The sequence below is a fragment of the Nocardioides sp. genome (assembly GCF_041393715.1).
GTDB lineage: Bacteria > Actinomycetota > Actinomycetes > Propionibacteriales > Nocardioidaceae > Nocardioides.
This window is the reverse complement of the sequence record NZ_JAWKJQ010000001.1, coordinates 28,761-45,287: the sequence shown is the minus strand read 5'-3', so window position 1 is coordinate 45,287 and position 16,527 is coordinate 28,761. Positions and strand designations below refer to the sequence as shown.

The window sequence follows — 16,527 nt, the reverse complement described above, 5'->3', positions numbered from 1 at the left end:
GCGTGGGTGCCGCGCCGGGGGCCGTCAGTGCGACAGCTCGCGCTCCGGCGCGCCGAGCCCCGGATAGCCGGCGTACGCCGACAGCGCCGGCTGGCCGCCGAGGTGTGCGTAGAGCACCCGCGAGCCCGCTGGGATCTCCCCGGACCGCACCATGCCGATCAGGCCGGCCATCGACTTCCCCTCATAGACCGGGTCGGTGAGCATGCCCTCGGTGCGGGCGGCGAGCTGGATCGCCTCGACGGTCGTCCGGTCCGGCAGACCGTACGCCGGCCCGACATAGCCGTCGACCAGGGTCAGCTCGTCGTCGCGCAGCGGCCGGCCGAGCCCGATGCGCTCCGCCGTCGCCGAGGCGATCCGCCACACCTGGTCACGCGTCTGGTCGAGGGTCCCGGAGGCGTCGATGCCGACCACCCTGCGTCCGGGGCGGTCCGACAGCGCGAAGCCGGCGACCATGCCCGCGTGCGTCGAGCCGGTCACCGTGCAGACCACGACGTGGTCGAAGAAGGTGTCGCGCTCGGCCTCCTGGGCCTCGACCTCGACCGCCCAGTTGGCGAAGCCCATCCCGCCCAGCGGGTGGTCCGAGGCGCCGGCCGGGATCGGGTAGGGCCTGCCGCCCGCCTCGACCACGGAGTCGATCGCCCGCTTCCACGAGTCGCGCATCCCGATGTCGAACCCGGCCGGGTCGATCCGGAGGTCGCCGCCCATGATCCGGGTCAGCTGGATGTTGCCGACCTTGTCGTAGGCGAGGTCGGGGTAGTCGACCCAGCCCTCCTGGACGGTGACCGCCTTCAGCCCGAGGTGCGCCGCGACCCCGGTGACCTGCCGCGTGTGGTTGGACTGGATGCCGCCGATCGAGACCAGCGTGTCGCAGCCGGTGTCGATCGCCTCGGCGGCGAGGTACTCCAGCTTGCGCACCTTGTTGCCGCCGAAGGCGATCCCGGAGTTGCAGTCCTCGCGCTTCGCCCAGATCTCGACGCGTCCGCCCAGCGCCTCGCTGAGGCGCGGCAACGGGTGGATCGGGGACGGTCCGAACAGCAGCGGCTCGCGGCGGAAGTCCGCCAGGGTGGTGGCGCTCATGACCGGACTCTAGTGGCGGCCGAGCGGCGGCCGGGGCCGCCGCCGCGCGAGCCTCAGCTGGTGACCACCTCCAGCGGCCGCATCATGTCGTGGTCCTCGTGGGAGAGGATGTGGCAGTGCCAGACGTAGCGTCCGGGCACGTCCCAGTGCATCTTGATCCGGGTCACCTGACCGGGTAGCGCGGTGACCATGTCCTTCGGGCTGGCGGTGTAGTGGCCCGAGGCGGCCAGCGGCGTCGGGTCCACGACCGTGCCGCTCATCCGTGCGCCGTGCCCCATCGCCCCGTCGTGCTGCATCACCGGCTGGTCGACCAGGTCGGCAGTGAACGCACGCCGGTCGAGCACCTCGAAGCTCACCTGGTGCAGGTGCACCGGATGGGCGTCCATGGTGTTGTTGTAGATCTCCCACACCTCGGTGGTGTCGATCAGCGGATTCTCGGTGATCGGCATGTGCCAGGGCAGGGCGCCGTCGACCATCGCACCGCTGGCGTCCATGGTCGGCTCGGCGGTGCCGAGCATGGGCTGCAGCCGGCCGTACTCGTCGGTGCCCTCGTAGAGCGCGAGCCTGCGGACCTTGGCCACCGGACCGGCGACGCCGGCGTAGTGCCCCGGGTCCGAGGGGTCGAACGAGTCGGGGATCCCCACGCGGAACGGCTGGACGACGTCGAAGGCCAGCAGCCGGTCGGTACGCCGGTCGGGGAAGAAGTCGTCGGGGTCGCCGTCGAGGTCTCCTCCGAAGGGCGCGTCGGCCGCGGTGTTGGCCAGGATCACCCGCTTGCCCTTGAGCCCACGGAAGTCCAGCACCAGGTCGAGCCGCTCGCCGGGGCCCATCAGCACGTGGTCGACCTGCTCGACCCGGCCGAGCCCCTGGTCGGAGCCGATGATGGAGAACGGCAACGGCTCCGAGGCGCCGTCGAGACTGGTGGCGCCCTCGGGGACCACGCGGAGCTGCATCGCGAGGAACCTCGAGTCGCACCCGTTGAGCAACCGGACCCGGTAGTGCCGCGCCTCCACCTCGGCCCGGGGCCAGACCACGCCGTTGACGGTGACGATGTCGCCGAAGAACTCCGCCAGCGCCGAGGGCTGCGGGACCTCCTCGTCGTTGAGTCCCTCGTCGGTGATGAAGTCCGCCCAGGCGGGGTCGCCCGGGAAGGCGGGGTAGAACAGCGAGCCGTTGTTGCGGAACATCCGGTCCTGGATGACGTAGGCCAGCTCGTGCGGACCGTAGGGGAGGCCGCGGGCGTTGCTGCGGCCGCCGGTGTCGACGTCGTCACGCAGGAAGTACATGCCGGCCAGGCCGGCGTACACGTTGAGGCGGGTGATGCCCAGCACGTGGTCGTGGTACCAGAGGAAGCCGCCCTCCTGGTCGTTGTCGAAGATGTGCACCCGTCCCGGGAAGCCGGGCCCGGTGACGCCGTAGCCGCGGGTGTAGAAGTACTCCGGGAAGCCGTCCCAGTCGCTGCGGGTGTGGCCTCCGTGCAGGTGGGTGACGATCGGGACTCCGTCGTCGACGATGGTGCGGTTGCGGTAGCCGTGCAGGGAGTAGGCCCAGTGCCCGGACGTGTCGACGGGCAGCAGGTGCTCCTTCCCGAGGGGAAGCTGGTTCCGGAAGGCCGCGCGGACCTGCCGGTCGCGATGGGCGACGAAGGTCCGGCCCGGCCAGCTGTAGCCGTCGGCGTCGCCGTAGGCGTAGACGGGCGTCGTCACCCGTCGGTGGTTGCGGTTGACCAGGCCGGTGTTGGCCCTGACCTTGCGCAGCCGGACGTCGTAGCGGTCGAAGCCGGGTTTGACCACGGGCTTGAACCGGAAGTCCGGGGCGAGCGCGTTGGGCGCGTCGTAGGCGAACATGCGTTGGCGCGCCGGGTCTGCGAGACCGGCGGCGAGAGGCTCCGCATAAGCGCGGCCCCATCCACCGAGAACGTGGTAGAAGGCTGCGGCGGACCCCGCCCCGAGGGAGGTCCGGAGCAGCGCACGACGGGTGACTTCGTAAGCTGCCATGCCCCGTGACGCTAGGGGCCCGCTACGACGTCCAGTAGTACTACAGGTGAACTGTCACTCCACTGTCTTGGCGATGTCATGGAGTGGTGAGCAGCGCCCACTGGACCTCGGATACCACCGTCACCTCTCCGTCGACGACCTGGATGGCGGTGTCGTCGTCGATGGCGTACGCCGGCCCGTCGATGCCCTCCGCCCAGGCCAGCGCCTCGGCCATCGAGTTGCCGGGCCTGCCGTCGGGGGCCAGGTGGGGGCAGATCGAGAAGTCGACAAGCCCCAGGGTGCTGAGGTCGCCGCTGGGCGGGCGCCACTGGATGAAGTCCTCGCCGACCTCGGGGGTGAGCACCATGCTGCCGGCGCTGAGTCCGACCCAGACCGTCTCGTCGAGCTCGTCCAGCAGGCCGGCCAGCCCGGACTCGCGCATCCAGTGACAGAGGTAGAGCACGTCGCCGCCCGCGACGAGCAGCGCGTCGGTCCCGCGCACCAGCGGCATCCAGCGTTCCTCGTCGATGCTGGGCAGCGCGGTCAGCTCCAGCACGCCCATCGACCTCCAGCCCAGGTCGACCATCGGCAGCCTCTCGTTGCCGCTGATGAACTCCCAGGGCTTGATGCCCGGTCCGACCATGGGATGGCCGTACTGCGCCGTCGGGATGCACAGCGCGCTCGACTCGCTGATCGGCTTGCCGAGGAGGTCGACCAGGGCCCGCTCGATGCTCGCGTTGGCGACGCCCGCAGAGGTGAGGAGAAGCTTCATGGTGCTCCCGGGTGGCTGGGTGGCTGGGTGGGTGGTCGAGCGTACGCTGGCGCCATGCGGCTCGAGGTCCCGACGCCCGACGGGAGCGCGGAGGCGTGGTTGGCCGTCCCGGGGGACGGCGGCAGTCACCCGGGCGTGCTGCTGTTCATGGATGCGATCGGGCTGCGTCCGCGGATCTTCGAGATGGCCGACCGGATCGCGTCCTGGGGCTACGTCGTGCTGGCACCACACGTGTTCCACCGCGAGGGGACGGCCGCCGAGACCAGCGCCGACGGGCCCCTCGACACCGACGAGAAGCGGGCGTCGTTCTTCGCCGAGGCGATGCCGCGCGTGGGTCGGCTGACGCCCGACCTGGCGCTGCCCGACATCGCGGCGTACCTCTCAGCGCTCACCTCGAGGGCCGACGTCACCGCTCCGGTCGGCGTGGTGGGCTACTGCATGGGCGCCCGGCTGGCGATCCGCGCCGCGTGCGCGCACCCGGACCTGGTGGCGGCGTGTGCCGGCTTTCACGGCGGAGGGCTGGCCACCGACGCTCCCGACAGCCCGCACCTCGGGCTGGGCGCGGCTCGTGCCCGGTTCGTCTTCGGGCATGCCGACCACGATGCCTCCATGGACGCCGAGGCGGTCGCGCGTCTCCACGACGCCCTCGACGCCGCCGGGCTCGACGCCGTCAACGAGGTCTACGCCGGCGCTCGCCACGGCTACACCATGGCCGACACGGCGGTCTTCGACCCGGCCGCCACCGAGCGCCACTTCGAGGCCCTGCGCGAGCTGCTCGACGACACGCTCTAGCCCTGCCTGGCGTTACGGGGTTTGCTCCTCCGAGGAGCGAGATCGCAGATTTCGCGGCTGAAATCAGCGATCTGGCTCCTCGGAGGCGCGAAACCCGGCGACCTGCTGCCGCGCCACGAACCGGAACCGGTCACCGCGGAAGACGGATCGCGTGAACTCCACGGGCCGCCCGGCCACGTCCCACCCGGTCCGGTGCACCAGCAGCATCGGCAGCCCGATGTCACAGCCCAGCATCGACGCCTGCTGCGGGTCGGCGAGCGCGGTCTCGACGGTGTCCTCGACGATGTCGAGCTCGACGCCGTAGGCCTCGCGGAGCGTCGCATAGAGGGACCCGCGGGTGGCGAGCTGGTCGGCGAACCCGGCGAGCGGGCCGGGCACGTGCGCGATCTCGTGGGCGATCGGCTCGTCGGCGGCGGTGCGGATCCTCTCCACGCGGTGGACGGTCTCCCCCGCCCCGAGCCCCAGTCGCGCGGCCACCTCGCCCGCAGCCGGCAACTCGGCGATGTCGAGCAGGACGCTGCCGGGGCGCCAGCCCTCGCTGGTGAGGTCCTGCGAGAACGACGTCAGCTGCCGCACCTGCATCAGCTTCGGCTGCGCGACGAAGGTGCCGCTCCCCTGCGTGTGCACCACCCGACCGTCGGCGACCAGCTCGGCGATGGCGCGCCGCACCGTCGTCCGCGACGTGTCCAGCCGCTCGGCGAGGTCGCGTTCGGTCGGTACGGCGTCGCCGGGAGCCAGGTCCGCGATCAGCGCGAGGATCTGGGTCTTCACGTGGAAGTACTTGGGCACCTTCATGGCGCGACCCAGCCTACCGCATTGGCATAGACCAATTTCCCCGCGCCCCTTGCGCCTCAGATTGGTCTATGCCAATATACCAAAGGTATAGACCAATTCTCGGCACTCCCGCCCCACCGCCGTCACCCCAGGACGGCAAGGAGGAACCATGAGCACCACCTCAGCCACGGAGAGCACCACGAGCGCCGGCCGCTCGGGGCTGCGCATCCCCGGGTTCGCCCAGCTGCAACGACTCGGCAAGAGCCTGATGCTGCCCATCGCCCTGCTCCCGGCCGCCGGCATCCTGCTGCGCCTCGGGCAGCCAGACCTGCTGGGCAAGATCGACACCGCGGTCATCGGGCCGTTCTTCGAGGCGATGAGCGCCGCGGGTGGCGCGATCTTCGCCAACCTGCCGCTGCTGTTCGCGGTCGGTGTGGCCATCGGGTTCGCCCGCAAGGCGGACGGCTCGACCGCGCTCTCGGCCGTGGCGGGCTACCTCGTCATGTCGGCGGTCTTCACGTCCATGTCGCCGGTGGTCCTGGACGGCGTCACCGACGCCGCCGGCAACCAGGCGACGATCAACTACAGCGTCTTCGCCGGCATCGTCGTCGGGCTGGTGACCGCCTGGCTGTTCGACCGCTACCACAACATCCAGCTGCCGTCGTACCTCGGCTTCTTCGGCGGCCGCCGGTTCGTCCCGATCGTCGTGTCCGTCACCAGCCTGGTGCTGGCCTTCGGGATGAGCTGGTTCTACCCGATCTTCAACTCGGGCCTGACCTCGGTCGGTGAGTTCATCGGTGGCGCCGGCGTCTTCGGCGCGTTCCTCTACGGCTTCGTCAACCGGATGCTGATCCCGCTGGGCCTGCACCACATCGTCAACACCTACGTCTGGTTCATCTACGGCGACTACGTCGGCCCCGACGGTCCGGTGTCCGGCGAGCTCACCCGCTTCGCCGCCGGCGACCCCGAGGCCGGGCGGCTGACCGCCGGCTTCTACCCGATCCTGATGTTCGGCCTGCCCGGCGCGGCGCTGGCGATGATCCGGTCGGCCAAGCCGAGCCAGAAGAAGGTCGCGGTCGGCATCCTCTCCGCGGCGGCGCTCACCGCCTTCCTCACCGGCGTCACCGAGCCGCTGGAGTTCGCGTTCATGTTCGTGGCGTTCCCGCTCTACGTGATCCACGCGCTGCTCACCGGACTCTCCCTGGCGATCGCCTACGCCCTGGACGTGCACCTCGGGTTCTCGTTCTCCGCCGGCCTGATCGACCTGCTGCTCTACGGCACCGCGCCCGCGGCCAAGAACATCCCGATCCTGCTGGCGATGGGAGTGTTCTTCTTCTTCCTCTACTACTTCATGTTCCGGTTCGCGATCGAGCGCTGGAACATGCGCACCCCCGGACGCGAGCCCGAGGACGAGTTCGAGGCCGAGCAGGCCGCCAACCTGACCGACGACGGGTCCGGCTCGGTCGCCACGGGTGCGTCCGCCCGCGCCGAGCAGCTGATCACCGCCTTCGGAGGTCGCGCCAACCTCGAGCACGTCGACGCGTGCATCACCCGGCTGCGGATCGAGGTGGCCGACAAGGCACTCGTCGACAAGGCTCGGTTGAAGGCCCTGGGTGCGGCCGGCGTGATCGAGGTCGGCAACAACGTGCAGGCGATCTTCGGCACTCAGGCCGACGCGCTGAAGGAGGACATCAACGCGGCCCTGGCCGCTGCCGCGCCGGTGGCCACCGCGGTGGCGGACCCCGCACCGGCGGCGGCCGAGACGGCCCCGGTCGCGATCTCGGTCAGCGTCTCGGTGCTGGCCCCGGTCCCGGGTCGGGTCGTCCCCCTCGGCGACGTGCCCGACGCCACCTTCGCCGACGGTCTGGTCGGTCACGGCGTGGCCATCGACCCCCCGCGCGAGCGCGTCGACGCGGTGGCCCCGGTCAGCGGGAAGCTGGTGAAGCTCTGGCCGCACGCCTACGTCGTCCTCACCGACGACAACGTCGGAGTGCTGGTGCACCTCGGGCTCGACACGGTGCAGCTCGAGGGGCGCGGGTTCGAGACCCACGTGACCGAGGGCGACCGGGTCGAGGTGGGCCAGCGGATCGTGACCGCCGACGTACCCGACATCGAGTCGACGGGTCGCAACCCGATCGTGCCGGTGGTCGTGATGGACTCCCAGGCGGACCAGGTGTCGGTGGTGGCGGCGGCGTCCGCCCAGGTGGCGGCGCTCGACGGCCTGCTGTCCTTCGAGCGCTGAGCCCGGAAGGAGCCCTCATGGAGATCGTGATCCTCCCGGACGCCGAGGCCATCGGCCGGCTGGCCGCCGACCAGATCTGCGCCCTGCTCGACCGCAAGCCGGACGCCGTGCTCGGACTGGCCACCGGGTCCTCGCCGCTGCCGACGTACGACGAGCTCGTGCGCCGGCACGACGCGGGCCAGGTGAGCTTCGCGGGAGCGCGGGCCTTCACCCTCGACGAGTACGTCGGCCTCGCGGCCGACCATCCCGAGCGCTACCTCCACGTCATCGAGCGCGAGCTCACGGGACGGGTCGACCTCGACCCGTCCCGAGTGGCCGGACCCGACGGGCTGGCGGCGGACGTGCCGGCCGCCTGCGCGGCGTACGAGCAGGCGATCGCGGACGCCGGCGGGGTGGACCTGCAGATCCTCGGGATCGGCACCGACGGCCACATCGGCTTCAACGAGCCGGGCTCCTCGTTGGCCTCGCGGACCCGGATCAAAACGCTCACTCGGCAGACCCGCCTCGACAACGCGCGGTTCTTCGGCGACGACCTCGAGGCGGTGCCCACGCACTGCCTCACCCAGGGGCTGGCCACGATCATGTCGGCCCGACACGTGGTGCTGGTCGCCACCGGCCAGGGGAAGGCGCAGGCGGTGCACCAGCTGGCCGAGGGGGCGGTCAGCGCGATGTGGCCGGCCTCGGTGCTGCAGCACCATCCACACGTCAGCGTGCTGGTCGACGAGGCCGCGGCCAGCCGACTGCAGCTGGCCGGCTACTACCGCGAGACCTACCTCGCCAAGCCGTCGTGGCAGGGGCTGTGATGCTGGTCCGCGCCCAGGAAGTGGTCACCGACCGGGACGTGTTGCGCCCGGGCTGGGTGGAGACCGACGCCGACCGCATCGTGGCGGTGGGCGGCGGCGAGCCACCGCGGCCAGCCGACGTGGACCTGGAAGGGAGCACCGTCGTCCCCGGCTTCGTGGACACCCATGTCCACGGCGGTGGCGGGGCGACGTTCTCCGACGGCACCGCGGAGGCGACCCGGGCGGCCGCGGCGCTGCACCTGGCCCACGGGACCACCACCCAGGTGGCCTCGCTGGTCTCGGCTCCGCCCGAGACGCTGCGCCGGCAGGTCGAGGCGCTCGCGGACCAGGTGCGCGACGGGCTGCTGGCCGGCATCCACCTCGAAGGACCGTGGCTCGCTCCCGAGCGTCGCGGCGCCCACGAGCCGTCCGCGCTCCGCGCGCCGGACCTCGCCGAGGTGGATGCGGTGCTGCGCCTCGGCGGCGGCACGATCCGGATGGTGACGATCGCCCCGGAGCTCCCCGGAGCGCTCGAGGCGATCCGGCGGGTCGTCGACGCCGGGGCGGTGGCCGCCGTCGGCCACACCGACGGGACCTACGACGACGCACGCGCCGCCATCGAGGCCGGCGCCCGGGTGGCGACGCACCTGTTCAACGCGATGCGCCCGGTGCACCATCGGGAGCCGGGCCCGGTCGTCGCCCTGATGGAGGACGAGCGGGTCACGCTCGAGATGATCACCGACGGCACCCACCTGCACCCGGCGCTCTACCGTCAGGTCCTGGCGGCCGCCGGCCCCGAGCGGATCTCGCTGGTCACCGACGCGATGGCGGCGGCGGGCATGGCCGACGGCGACTACCGGCTCGGCTCGCTCGCCGTCGAGGTCGTGGACGGCGTCGCCCGGTTGGCCGGCACGGACACGATCGCCGGCAGCACCGCCACGATGGACCAGCTCTTCCGGTTCGTGCTGTCCCACGGCGGCCTCGAACGGGACGCGGCGCTCCGCGCCGCGGTCCAGCAGACCTCGGTCGGCCCCGCGCGGGCCCTCGGGCTGCCCCGAGCCGACCTCGCCCCGGGGGCCGTGGCCGACCTGGTCGTGCTGGACCCTTCGTGGCGGGTCGTGCGAGTCATGCGGAAGGGCAGCTGGGTGGTCGCCCCCACCTCCGCCGAGGCGGGCTGACCGAGACCTCTGGGGCCTTCCTGGGAGCCGGGGATGTGCGCCTCCGAGGAGCCGGATCGTTGTTCTCGGCCGTGAAATTCGCGATCTCGCTCCTCGGAGGAGCAAACCCACCCCCGCTACGCTCGCCGCCATGCGGATCCTGCTCGGCCTGCCGGGAGCACCGGACACCGAGGGAGCGGCCCTGCCCGAGGGGGCCTACGCGTGGCCCGACGAGACGCCCTGGACGCGGGTGACCATGCTGCGCACGCTGGACGGCGGCGTCGCCGGGCCCGACGGCCGCAGCCGCTCGGTCTCGTCCGACCTCGACCGCGACGTCCTCGCGGAGGTACGCCGGCTGGCCGACGCCGTGGTCATCGGCGCGCAGACACTGCGCGTCGAGCGCTACGGCCCGATGCGGGCTCGCGACGACGCCGTCGAGGAGCGGCGCAGCCGTGGTCAGCACGACGCCCCTCAGCTCGTCGTCGTCAGCGGCAGCCTCGACCTGCCCTGGCAGGAGCGGGTCTTCTCCGACTCCGCCCTGACACCGATCGTCGTCACCGGCGCCGACGCCTCGCCCGACGCTCTCTCCCGCGCCCGCGACCACGCCACGGTCCTCCAGCTCGACGACGAGACGGTGACCGCAACGGCCCTCCTGGCCGCCCTCCACGACCGGGGGCTGCGCCGCGTCGTGTGCGAGGGCGGGCCCGGGCTGCTCGGCGACTTCGCCCGGGAGGACGCCGTCGACGAGGTCTGCCTCACCCTGGCGCCGTACCAACCGGCGCTGGTTCCGGCCGGCGACGACTCCTCCGAGCCGCGCCCCTTCGACCTGGCCCAGCTGCTCGAGCACCAGTCGTTCCTGTTCGCCCGCTATGTCCGCCAGGGCCGCCGTCGTTGACGGCCCTCAGTAGGGTCGCCGCATGATCACGCTGTCCCGGCTGCTCGGGCTGGCCGAGGAGCGCCGTGACGCGCTCGACGCGCCGGTCGCGCCGATCCTGCTGGGCGACCGCGAGGTCGACTCCGACACGCACCCCGTGGTGATGGGCACCGTCAACCTCTCGCGCGACTCGACCTACCGCGACAGCATCGCGACCTCCACCGACTCCGCCGTCCGCCGGGGGCTGCTGCTCGGTGCGCAGGGTGCCGACCTGGTCGACCTCGGAGCGGAGTCCACCAACGGACCGGCCACCCGGGTCAGCGCCCAGCGGCAGGCAGAGCTCATGGTGCCGGTGGTGGAGCGGCTCGCGGCTGAGGGCGTCGTCGTCTCCGCCGAGACCTACGACGCCGACCTGGCCGTCGCCTGCCTGAAGGCCGGCGCGCGGGTCCTCAACTACACCGGCCAGGCGGCCGACGACCAGATCTTCGCCTGCGCCGCGGAGTACGACGCCACGGTCGTGGTCTGCTGGGTCCCCGGCGACGACGCCCGCGACGTGGGTGACGTGCCTCGCGACGAGGACCCGATGCCGGGCTACCTCGAGCACTTCCGGACCCGCGCGACCGCTGCCCGGGCGGCGGGCGTCGGCGAGGGCCGGCTGGTGATCGACCCCGGGCTCGGCCTCTACTACGGCAACCTCACGGACCCGCAGACCCGCATCGACTACCAGACGCGGGTGCTGCTGCGGACCTTCGAGCTGCGCGCCCTGGGACTGCCCGTCTGCCACGCACTGCCGCACGCGTTCGACCTGTTCCAGGAGGAGTACCGCTCCGCCGAGCCGTTCTTCGCGGTCCTCGCGCGGCTCGCGGGCACCGGCATGTTCCGCACCCACGAGGTGCCGACGGTGCGCGCGGCACTGACCGCGATGCAACGGCTCTGAGCCGTCAGCCGAGATAGCCCTTGACGGCCTTGGCCAGCGCGCCGGCGTACTTCACCCGGCCCTTGCGCGTGGTCATCCGGCGGGCGTCCTTGGCGTTGCGCATGTTGCCGCACTCGACCATCACCGCCGGGACGTCCGAGAGGTTGAGCGTCGCCAGGTCGCCGCGGAAGTCGAGCCCGTCACCGCCGGCGATGTAGCCCGCCTTCGGCAACCCGGCGGCCACGAAGGACGCCCGCACCGTCTTGGCCAGCCGCCGAGACGGCTTGAAGATGTCGTGGGTCCACTTCTTGCGGTCGGTGGGCGCGATCACGTGGAAGCCAGGACCGGCGCCGTAGGCACCGTCGCCGTGGATCGAGATCTTCAGGTCGGCCGGGTGCCGGTTGCCCGCCCGCCCGCGCGTGTCCACGCAGGGGCCCCACAGCTTCTGGCTGTTGGCCGTGCGCGTCATCCGCACCGTGGCGCCCGCGGCCTCGAGCCGCTTCTTGAGCAGCACCGCGACCCGGAAGTTGAAGGTCGCCTCGGCGAACCCGCCGTTGGTGGCCGTTCCCGTGGTGTTGCAGGGCTTCTTGAAGCCGCCGGCGGGCACCAGCTTGTTGATCTTCTTCGGGAAGTTGTGGTTGCCGAGCTGGTGTCCCGGGTCGATGACGACGTACTTCCCGGCGAGGGGCGCCTTCGACTCGACCGCGGCCGCGGACCGGGCGGCCGCGGGCGGCACGGATGGCGGTCCCGACGGGGTCGCGGTCGGCGCGTGGGCCAGCGCGGGCACCGTCTGCAGCCCCGCCACCACGACGGCGGCGAGGGTCACTGCGAGAGCGACGCGGGGTGGGCGCACCTGCCCGAGCGTACCGGTCGGCCGATCCCGTACGGTGAGGTTCTTCAACGGCGAAGGAGCACACGGATGACCTGGTTGGTGACGGGCGGGGCGGGCTACATCGGAGCGCACGTCGTGCGCAGCCTCCGTGACGCGGGCATGAGCGCCGTCGTGCTCGACGACCTGTCCAGCGGCTTCTCCGGCTTCATGCCCGACGACGTCCCCCTGGTCCGGGCGACGCTGCTCGACCCGCTCGCCGTCGAGGAGACGCTGCGCGGGCACGGCGTGGTCGGTGTGATCCACGTGGCCGGCTTCAAGTACGCCGGCGTCTCGGTGAGCCGACCGCTGCACACCTATGACCAGAACGTCACCGGCACGGTCGTGCTGCTCCGCGCGATGCTCAACTGCGGGGTCGACAAGCTCGTCTTCTCCTCCAGTGCCGCCACCTTCGGCACCCCCGACACCGACGTGGTGACCGAGGAGACGGCGACCCGGCCGGAGTCGCCGTACGGTGAGAGCAAGCTGATCGGCGAGTGGCTGCTGCGCGACGTCGCCAAGGCCCACGGCCTGACCCACACCTCACTGCGCTACTTCAACGTGGTCGGCAGCGGCTACGAGGACGTCTACGACGCCAGCCCGCACAACCTGTTCCCGATCGTGCTCGACACGCTCTACCGCGGCGGCACGCCCCGGATCAACGGCGACGACTACCCCACCCCCGACGGCACCTGCATCCGCGACTACATCCACGTCTCCGACCTCGCGGCCGCCCACGTCGCCGCCGCCGAGCGGATGCTGCGGGGCGAGCCGGTCGAGCCGGTCTACAACCTCGGCAGCGGCGCGGGCTCCTCCAACAAGGAGATCATGGACACCATCCGCGAGGTGACCGGCATCGACTTCCAGCCCGAGATCGGGCCGCGCCGCCCCGGCGACCCGGCCCGGATCGTCGCGACCGGCGAGCTGGCTGCGCGCGACCTCGGCTGGGCGATGCGCCACGACCTGCGTGACATGGTGTCCTCGGCCTGGGCCGCCCGCCAGCGGGTCGGCGACTCCTACCCCACCGCCTGAGCGACACCTCGCCGCCATGCCGACCGCCCTGATCACCGGCATCACCGGCCAGGACGGGCTCTACCTCGCCGAGCTCCTGCTCGAGAAGGGCTACGACGTCCACGGCGTCATCCGCGGCCAGAACAACCCCAAGCGCGATCTCGTCGAGACGCTGCTGCCGGCGGTCACCCTGCATGCCGGCGACCTCACCGACATGAGCAGCCTGATCCGGGCGCTGCGCGACAGCGACCCCGACGAGGTCTACAACCTGGGGGCCGTGTCGTTCGTGGCCTACTCCTGGGAGAACGCCGCGCACACCAGTGACGTCACGGCCAAGGGCGCGCTGACGATGCTGGAGGCGGTGCGGCTGCACTGCGCCGAGGACCCGGGTCGGGTGCGGTTCTACCAGGCGTCGAGCTCGGAGATGTTCGGCAAGGTCGAGGAGTCGCCGCAGCACGAGCGGACGCTGCTGTGGCCGCGGTCGCCGTACGGCGTCTCCAAGGTGTTCGGCCACCACATGACGATCAACTACCGCGAGTCCTACGGCATGCACGCCTCCTCCGGCATCCTGTTCAACCACGAGTCCCCGCGGCGCGGGCCGGAGTTCGTGACCCGCAAGATCAGCCAGGCGGTGGCGGCGATTCATCTCGGCCGCGCCGACGAGCTGGTGCTGGGCAACCTCGACGCCCGCCGCGACTGGGGGTTCGCCGGTGACTACGTCGAGGCGATGTGGCTGATGCTGCAGCAGGACGAGCCCGACGACTACGTGATCGCGACCGGCGAGGCCCACTCGGTGCGAGACTTCGTGGCGGCCGCGTTCGGGCACGTCGGGATCACCGACTGGGAGGGCTTCGTCCGGCAGGACCCGCGGTTCCTGCGGCCGGCGGAGGTCGACCGCTTGGTCGGCGACGCGAGCAAGGCGCGCGAGGTGCTGGGCTGGAAGCCGCGGGTCGGGTTCCACGAGCTGGTGGCGATGATGGTCGACGCCGACATCGCGGCGCTCGAGGCCGGCTGGTGAGTCCGTCCGCCGCCACCTGGCGCCCGACCCGGGCGCTGGTGACGGGCGTCGGCGGTCAGGACGGCGGCTACCTCGCGGAGCGGCTGGTCGCGGCGGGGGTCGAGGTGCACGGGCTGCAGCCGCCCGGGGAGCCGGCGCCGCCCTGGTGTCCGAGCGCGGTGGTGCTCCACGCGGGCGACCTGACCGAGCACGCGACCACCGACCGGCTGGTGCGCGACCTCGCGCCCGACCTGGTGGTCAACCTCGCCGGGCAGAGCTCGGTGGCCCGCTCGTGGGCGGAGCCGGAGCCGACCTGGGCGGTCAACGCCGCGGCCGCCGAGGCGCTGGTGTCGAGCGTCGCGGCGCTCCCGGGGTCGCCGCGCTTCGTCCAGGCGTCGAGCGCCGAGATCTTCGGCCGGCCCGACCGCTGTCCGCAGGACGAGTCGACCCCGCTGCGCCCGGTGTCGCCGTACGGCCGGGCCAAGGCGCACGCCCACCTGGCCGTCGGGCGGGCTCGCGCCGAGGGCCTGCACGCGAGCTCGATGATCCTCTACAACCACGAGTCGCCGCGGCGGCCCCCGTCGTTCGTGACGCGCAAGATCAGCCAAGGGGTGGCGGCGATCGCGGCCGGGCGCGCAGACCGGTTGGTGCTGGGGACCCTCGACGCCCGCCGCGACTGGGGCTGGGCACCCGACTACGTCGACGCGATGCTGCGCGCCGCCCACGCGGACTCGCCCGCCGACTACGTCGTGGCGACCGGTCGCTCCCACTCGGTGCGCGAGTTCGTCGCGGCCGCCTTCGCCCGGGCCGGGATCGGCGACTGGGCGCCGCTGGTCACGGTCGACCCGTCACTGGCCCGTCCGGTGGACCCCGTCGACTCCTGCGGCGACGCCTCCCGCGCCCGCGACCTGCTCGGCTGGGCGCCCACGGTCGGCTTCCCCGAGCTGGTGCACCGGATGGTCGACGCCGACCTCGCCGCCCTCTCCTGACCGTCCTCCCCGATCGTTGGCAGGAGACAGCACCACGGCCCCGGGACCGTGGTGGTCCCGGGGCCGTGACGTGGTCACCTCGCGCTGGGCGAGGCGGGGGTGGTCAGTCGCCGACCTTCTCGGCGGCGTCGGCAACGGCCTTGGCGGCACGCGACGCGGTCTTCTTGGCGGCGGTGGCGGTGGCCTTCGCGCTGCTCTTGGCCGGGGCGGCCTTCTTCTTGGCGCGGGTGGCGGTGGCCTTGGCGGAGGACTTCGCCGACGACGCGGCCTTCTCGGCCTGGGTCTTGGTGGTCTTGGCCTTCGCCACGGTCACCTTGGCCTCGGAGACCAGGTCCTTGGTCGCCTGCTGGTTGCGGATCCGGGCGACCAGCTTCTCGCCGCGGGCGACCAGGTCGCCGTAGGTGTCACCGGCGGTCTCGACATTGTCGTTGACCAGCTCGGCGACCAGCGCCTGCACGCGGGCGGGGAGCTCGACGGCGTCCTTCTGGAGCTCGGTGATGCGGGACTCGACGAGGGTACGACGGGCCTTGGCGTCCTTGCTCAGCGCCTCGAAGCGGGCGTTGACGGCCACGACGGCCTGCTTGCGGGCGGCCTCGGGCTCGAAGTCGGCGAACGACTTGGCCAGGGAGTCCTGCACGTCGGCGACGCGCTTCTGCATGTCGGTGACGTAGTCGCGGACGGCCTCGACGGCCAGGTCGGTCATGCCGACACCCGCGTAGAACTGCTTGGTCAGCGTCTCCTGGACGTTGGCCGGGAGGGTGGTCTGGGGCATCGTGGTGCTCCTTCTTCTTTCTGGGGTTCTCGCGGGCCGAGGCGGCCACGGGAGGTCTGGGGTCAGTCGTTCTCGGTCTGCTCGCCTGCCTCGTCGATCGCGTTCGTCGCGAGGAACGAGGAGTAGACGTCGAGCAGGGACTGCTTCTGGCGCTCGGTGAGACCGGTGTCCGCGAGGATCGCCAGCTCCACCGACCCGCTCTCGTCGAGGCCGACGATGCCGGCCCGCACGTAGAGCTGCTCGGCGGAGATCCGTAGCGCCTTCGCGATCTGCTGGAGCACCTCGGCGGAGGGCTTGCGCAGGCCGCGCTCGATCTGGCTCAGGTAGGGGTTCGACACGCCCGCCTGCTCGGCGAGCTGTCGCAGCGTGAGCTTCGCCCCGAGGCGCTGCTCCTTCAGGTAGTCGCCGAGATCCTCGACGCGCTTCCCGACCTTGGTCCTGGCCATGCCCCCATTCTTGCTTGCCAGAGTTAGCAAATCAAACCCGGGCGCGGTGAGACGACTCACACGCGATGACGGAACTCCTTGC

General features: G+C 71.9%; 16 protein-coding genes. 9 read left to right on the top strand and 7 right to left on the bottom strand.

Annotation, left to right across the window (positions count from 1 at the left end):
* Nucleotides 1-24: 24 nt before the first annotated feature.
* The 3 genes from R2740_RS00235 to R2740_RS00225 all read right to left on the bottom strand — a co-directional run bounded on the left by R2740_RS00235 (nt 25) and on the right by R2740_RS00225 (nt 3,825).
* Complete coding sequence (locus R2740_RS00235) at nt 25-1,077, bottom strand: 1-aminocyclopropane-1-carboxylate deaminase (protein ID WP_371300654.1); 1,053 nt, start codon at nt 1,075-1,077, stop codon at nt 25-27.
* Between the two features lie 53 nt (nt 1,078-1,130).
* Entirely contained in the window at nt 1,131-2,924 is a 1,794-nt protein-coding gene (locus R2740_RS00230) for a multicopper oxidase family protein (protein ID WP_371300652.1), read from the bottom strand.
* Between the two features lie 226 nt (nt 2,925-3,150).
* Nucleotides 3,151-3,825 (bottom strand): Type 1 glutamine amidotransferase-like domain-containing protein, encoded by a 675-nt coding sequence (locus tag R2740_RS00225; protein WP_371300651.1) that lies wholly within the window; start codon nt 3,823-3,825, stop codon nt 3,151-3,153.
* Nucleotides 3,826-3,879: 54 nt separating this feature from the next.
* On the opposite strand from R2740_RS00225, the gene R2740_RS00220 reads away from it, so the two are divergent.
* Complete coding sequence (locus R2740_RS00220) at nt 3,880-4,617, top strand: dienelactone hydrolase family protein (protein ID WP_371300650.1); 738 nt, start codon at nt 3,880-3,882, stop codon at nt 4,615-4,617.
* A 63-nt stretch (nt 4,618-4,680) separates the two neighbouring features.
* Here R2740_RS00220 and R2740_RS00215 read toward each other — a convergent pair whose 3' ends face one another.
* On the bottom strand, nt 4,681-5,412 hold the full coding sequence (locus tag R2740_RS00215) for a GntR family transcriptional regulator (RefSeq protein ID WP_371300649.1): 732 nt from the start codon (nt 5,410-5,412) through the stop codon (nt 4,681-4,683).
* A 148-nt stretch (nt 5,413-5,560) separates the two neighbouring features.
* On the opposite strand from R2740_RS00215, the gene R2740_RS00210 reads away from it, so the two are divergent.
* The 5 genes from R2740_RS00210 (at nt 5,561) to R2740_RS00190 (ending at nt 11,383) form a co-directional block, all read left to right on the top strand.
* Nucleotides 5,561-7,633 (top strand): glucose PTS transporter subunit IIA, encoded by a 2,073-nt coding sequence (locus tag R2740_RS00210; protein WP_371300648.1) that lies wholly within the window; start codon nt 5,561-5,563, stop codon nt 7,631-7,633.
* A gap of 17 nt (nt 7,634-7,650) precedes the next feature.
* On the top strand, nt 7,651-8,436 hold the full coding sequence (nagB, locus tag R2740_RS00205) for a glucosamine-6-phosphate deaminase (RefSeq protein WP_371300647.1): 786 nt from the start codon (nt 7,651-7,653) through the stop codon (nt 8,434-8,436).
* Nucleotides 8,436-9,593, top strand: coding sequence for an N-acetylglucosamine-6-phosphate deacetylase (gene nagA / locus R2740_RS00200; RefSeq protein ID WP_371300646.1), 1,158 nt, complete (start codon nt 8,436-8,438; stop codon nt 9,591-9,593). Before nagB ends, nagA begins: the two co-directional genes overlap by 1 nt.
* 130 nt (nt 9,594-9,723) lie before the next feature.
* Nucleotides 9,724-10,467, top strand: coding sequence for a dihydrofolate reductase family protein (locus tag R2740_RS00195; RefSeq protein WP_371300645.1), 744 nt, complete (start codon nt 9,724-9,726; stop codon nt 10,465-10,467).
* A 22-nt stretch (nt 10,468-10,489) separates the two neighbouring features.
* On the top strand, nt 10,490-11,383 hold the full coding sequence (locus R2740_RS00190) for a dihydropteroate synthase (RefSeq protein WP_371300644.1): 894 nt from the start codon (nt 10,490-10,492) through the stop codon (nt 11,381-11,383).
* A gap of 4 nt (nt 11,384-11,387) precedes the next feature.
* On the opposite strand, the gene R2740_RS00185 is transcribed toward R2740_RS00190, so the two are convergent.
* Nucleotides 11,388-12,215: an N-acetylmuramoyl-L-alanine amidase gene (locus R2740_RS00185; protein ID WP_371300643.1), complete on the bottom strand. Its 828-nt coding sequence runs from the start codon at nt 12,213-12,215 to the stop codon at nt 11,388-11,390.
* A gap of 66 nt (nt 12,216-12,281) precedes the next feature.
* Between R2740_RS00185 and galE the strand changes: the two genes are divergently transcribed.
* From galE to R2740_RS00170, 3 genes are read left to right on the top strand one after another with little or no spacing between them, the layout of a single operon-like run.
* A complete protein-coding gene (galE, locus tag R2740_RS00180) occupies nt 12,282-13,262 on the top strand; it encodes a UDP-glucose 4-epimerase GalE (RefSeq protein ID WP_371300641.1) in 981 nt (326 codons plus the stop codon).
* Between the two features lie 16 nt (nt 13,263-13,278).
* Nucleotides 13,279-14,259 carry a GDP-mannose 4,6-dehydratase gene (gmd, locus tag R2740_RS00175; protein ID WP_371300640.1) on the top strand — a complete coding sequence of 327 codons (981 nt, stop codon included), beginning with the start codon at nt 13,279-13,281 and terminating at the stop codon, nt 14,257-14,259.
* Nucleotides 14,256-15,227, top strand: a complete 972-nt coding sequence (locus R2740_RS00170) for a GDP-mannose 4,6-dehydratase (protein ID WP_371300639.1) — start codon at nt 14,256-14,258, stop codon at nt 15,225-15,227. The genes gmd and R2740_RS00170 overlap by 4 nt, the downstream gene beginning before the upstream one ends.
* A 103-nt stretch (nt 15,228-15,330) precedes the next feature.
* Here the strand turns inward: R2740_RS00170 and R2740_RS00165 are convergent, their stop codons facing one another.
* Together R2740_RS00165 and R2740_RS00160 are read right to left on the bottom strand one after the other, a co-directional pair.
* A complete protein-coding gene (locus R2740_RS00165; RefSeq protein WP_371300638.1) occupies nt 15,331-15,999 on the bottom strand; it encodes a hypothetical protein in 669 nt (222 codons plus the stop codon).
* Between the two features lie 62 nt (nt 16,000-16,061).
* Complete coding sequence (locus tag R2740_RS00160) at nt 16,062-16,445, bottom strand: helix-turn-helix domain-containing protein (RefSeq protein ID WP_371300637.1); 384 nt, start codon at nt 16,443-16,445, stop codon at nt 16,062-16,064.
* Nucleotides 16,446-16,527: the final 82 nt, after the last annotated feature.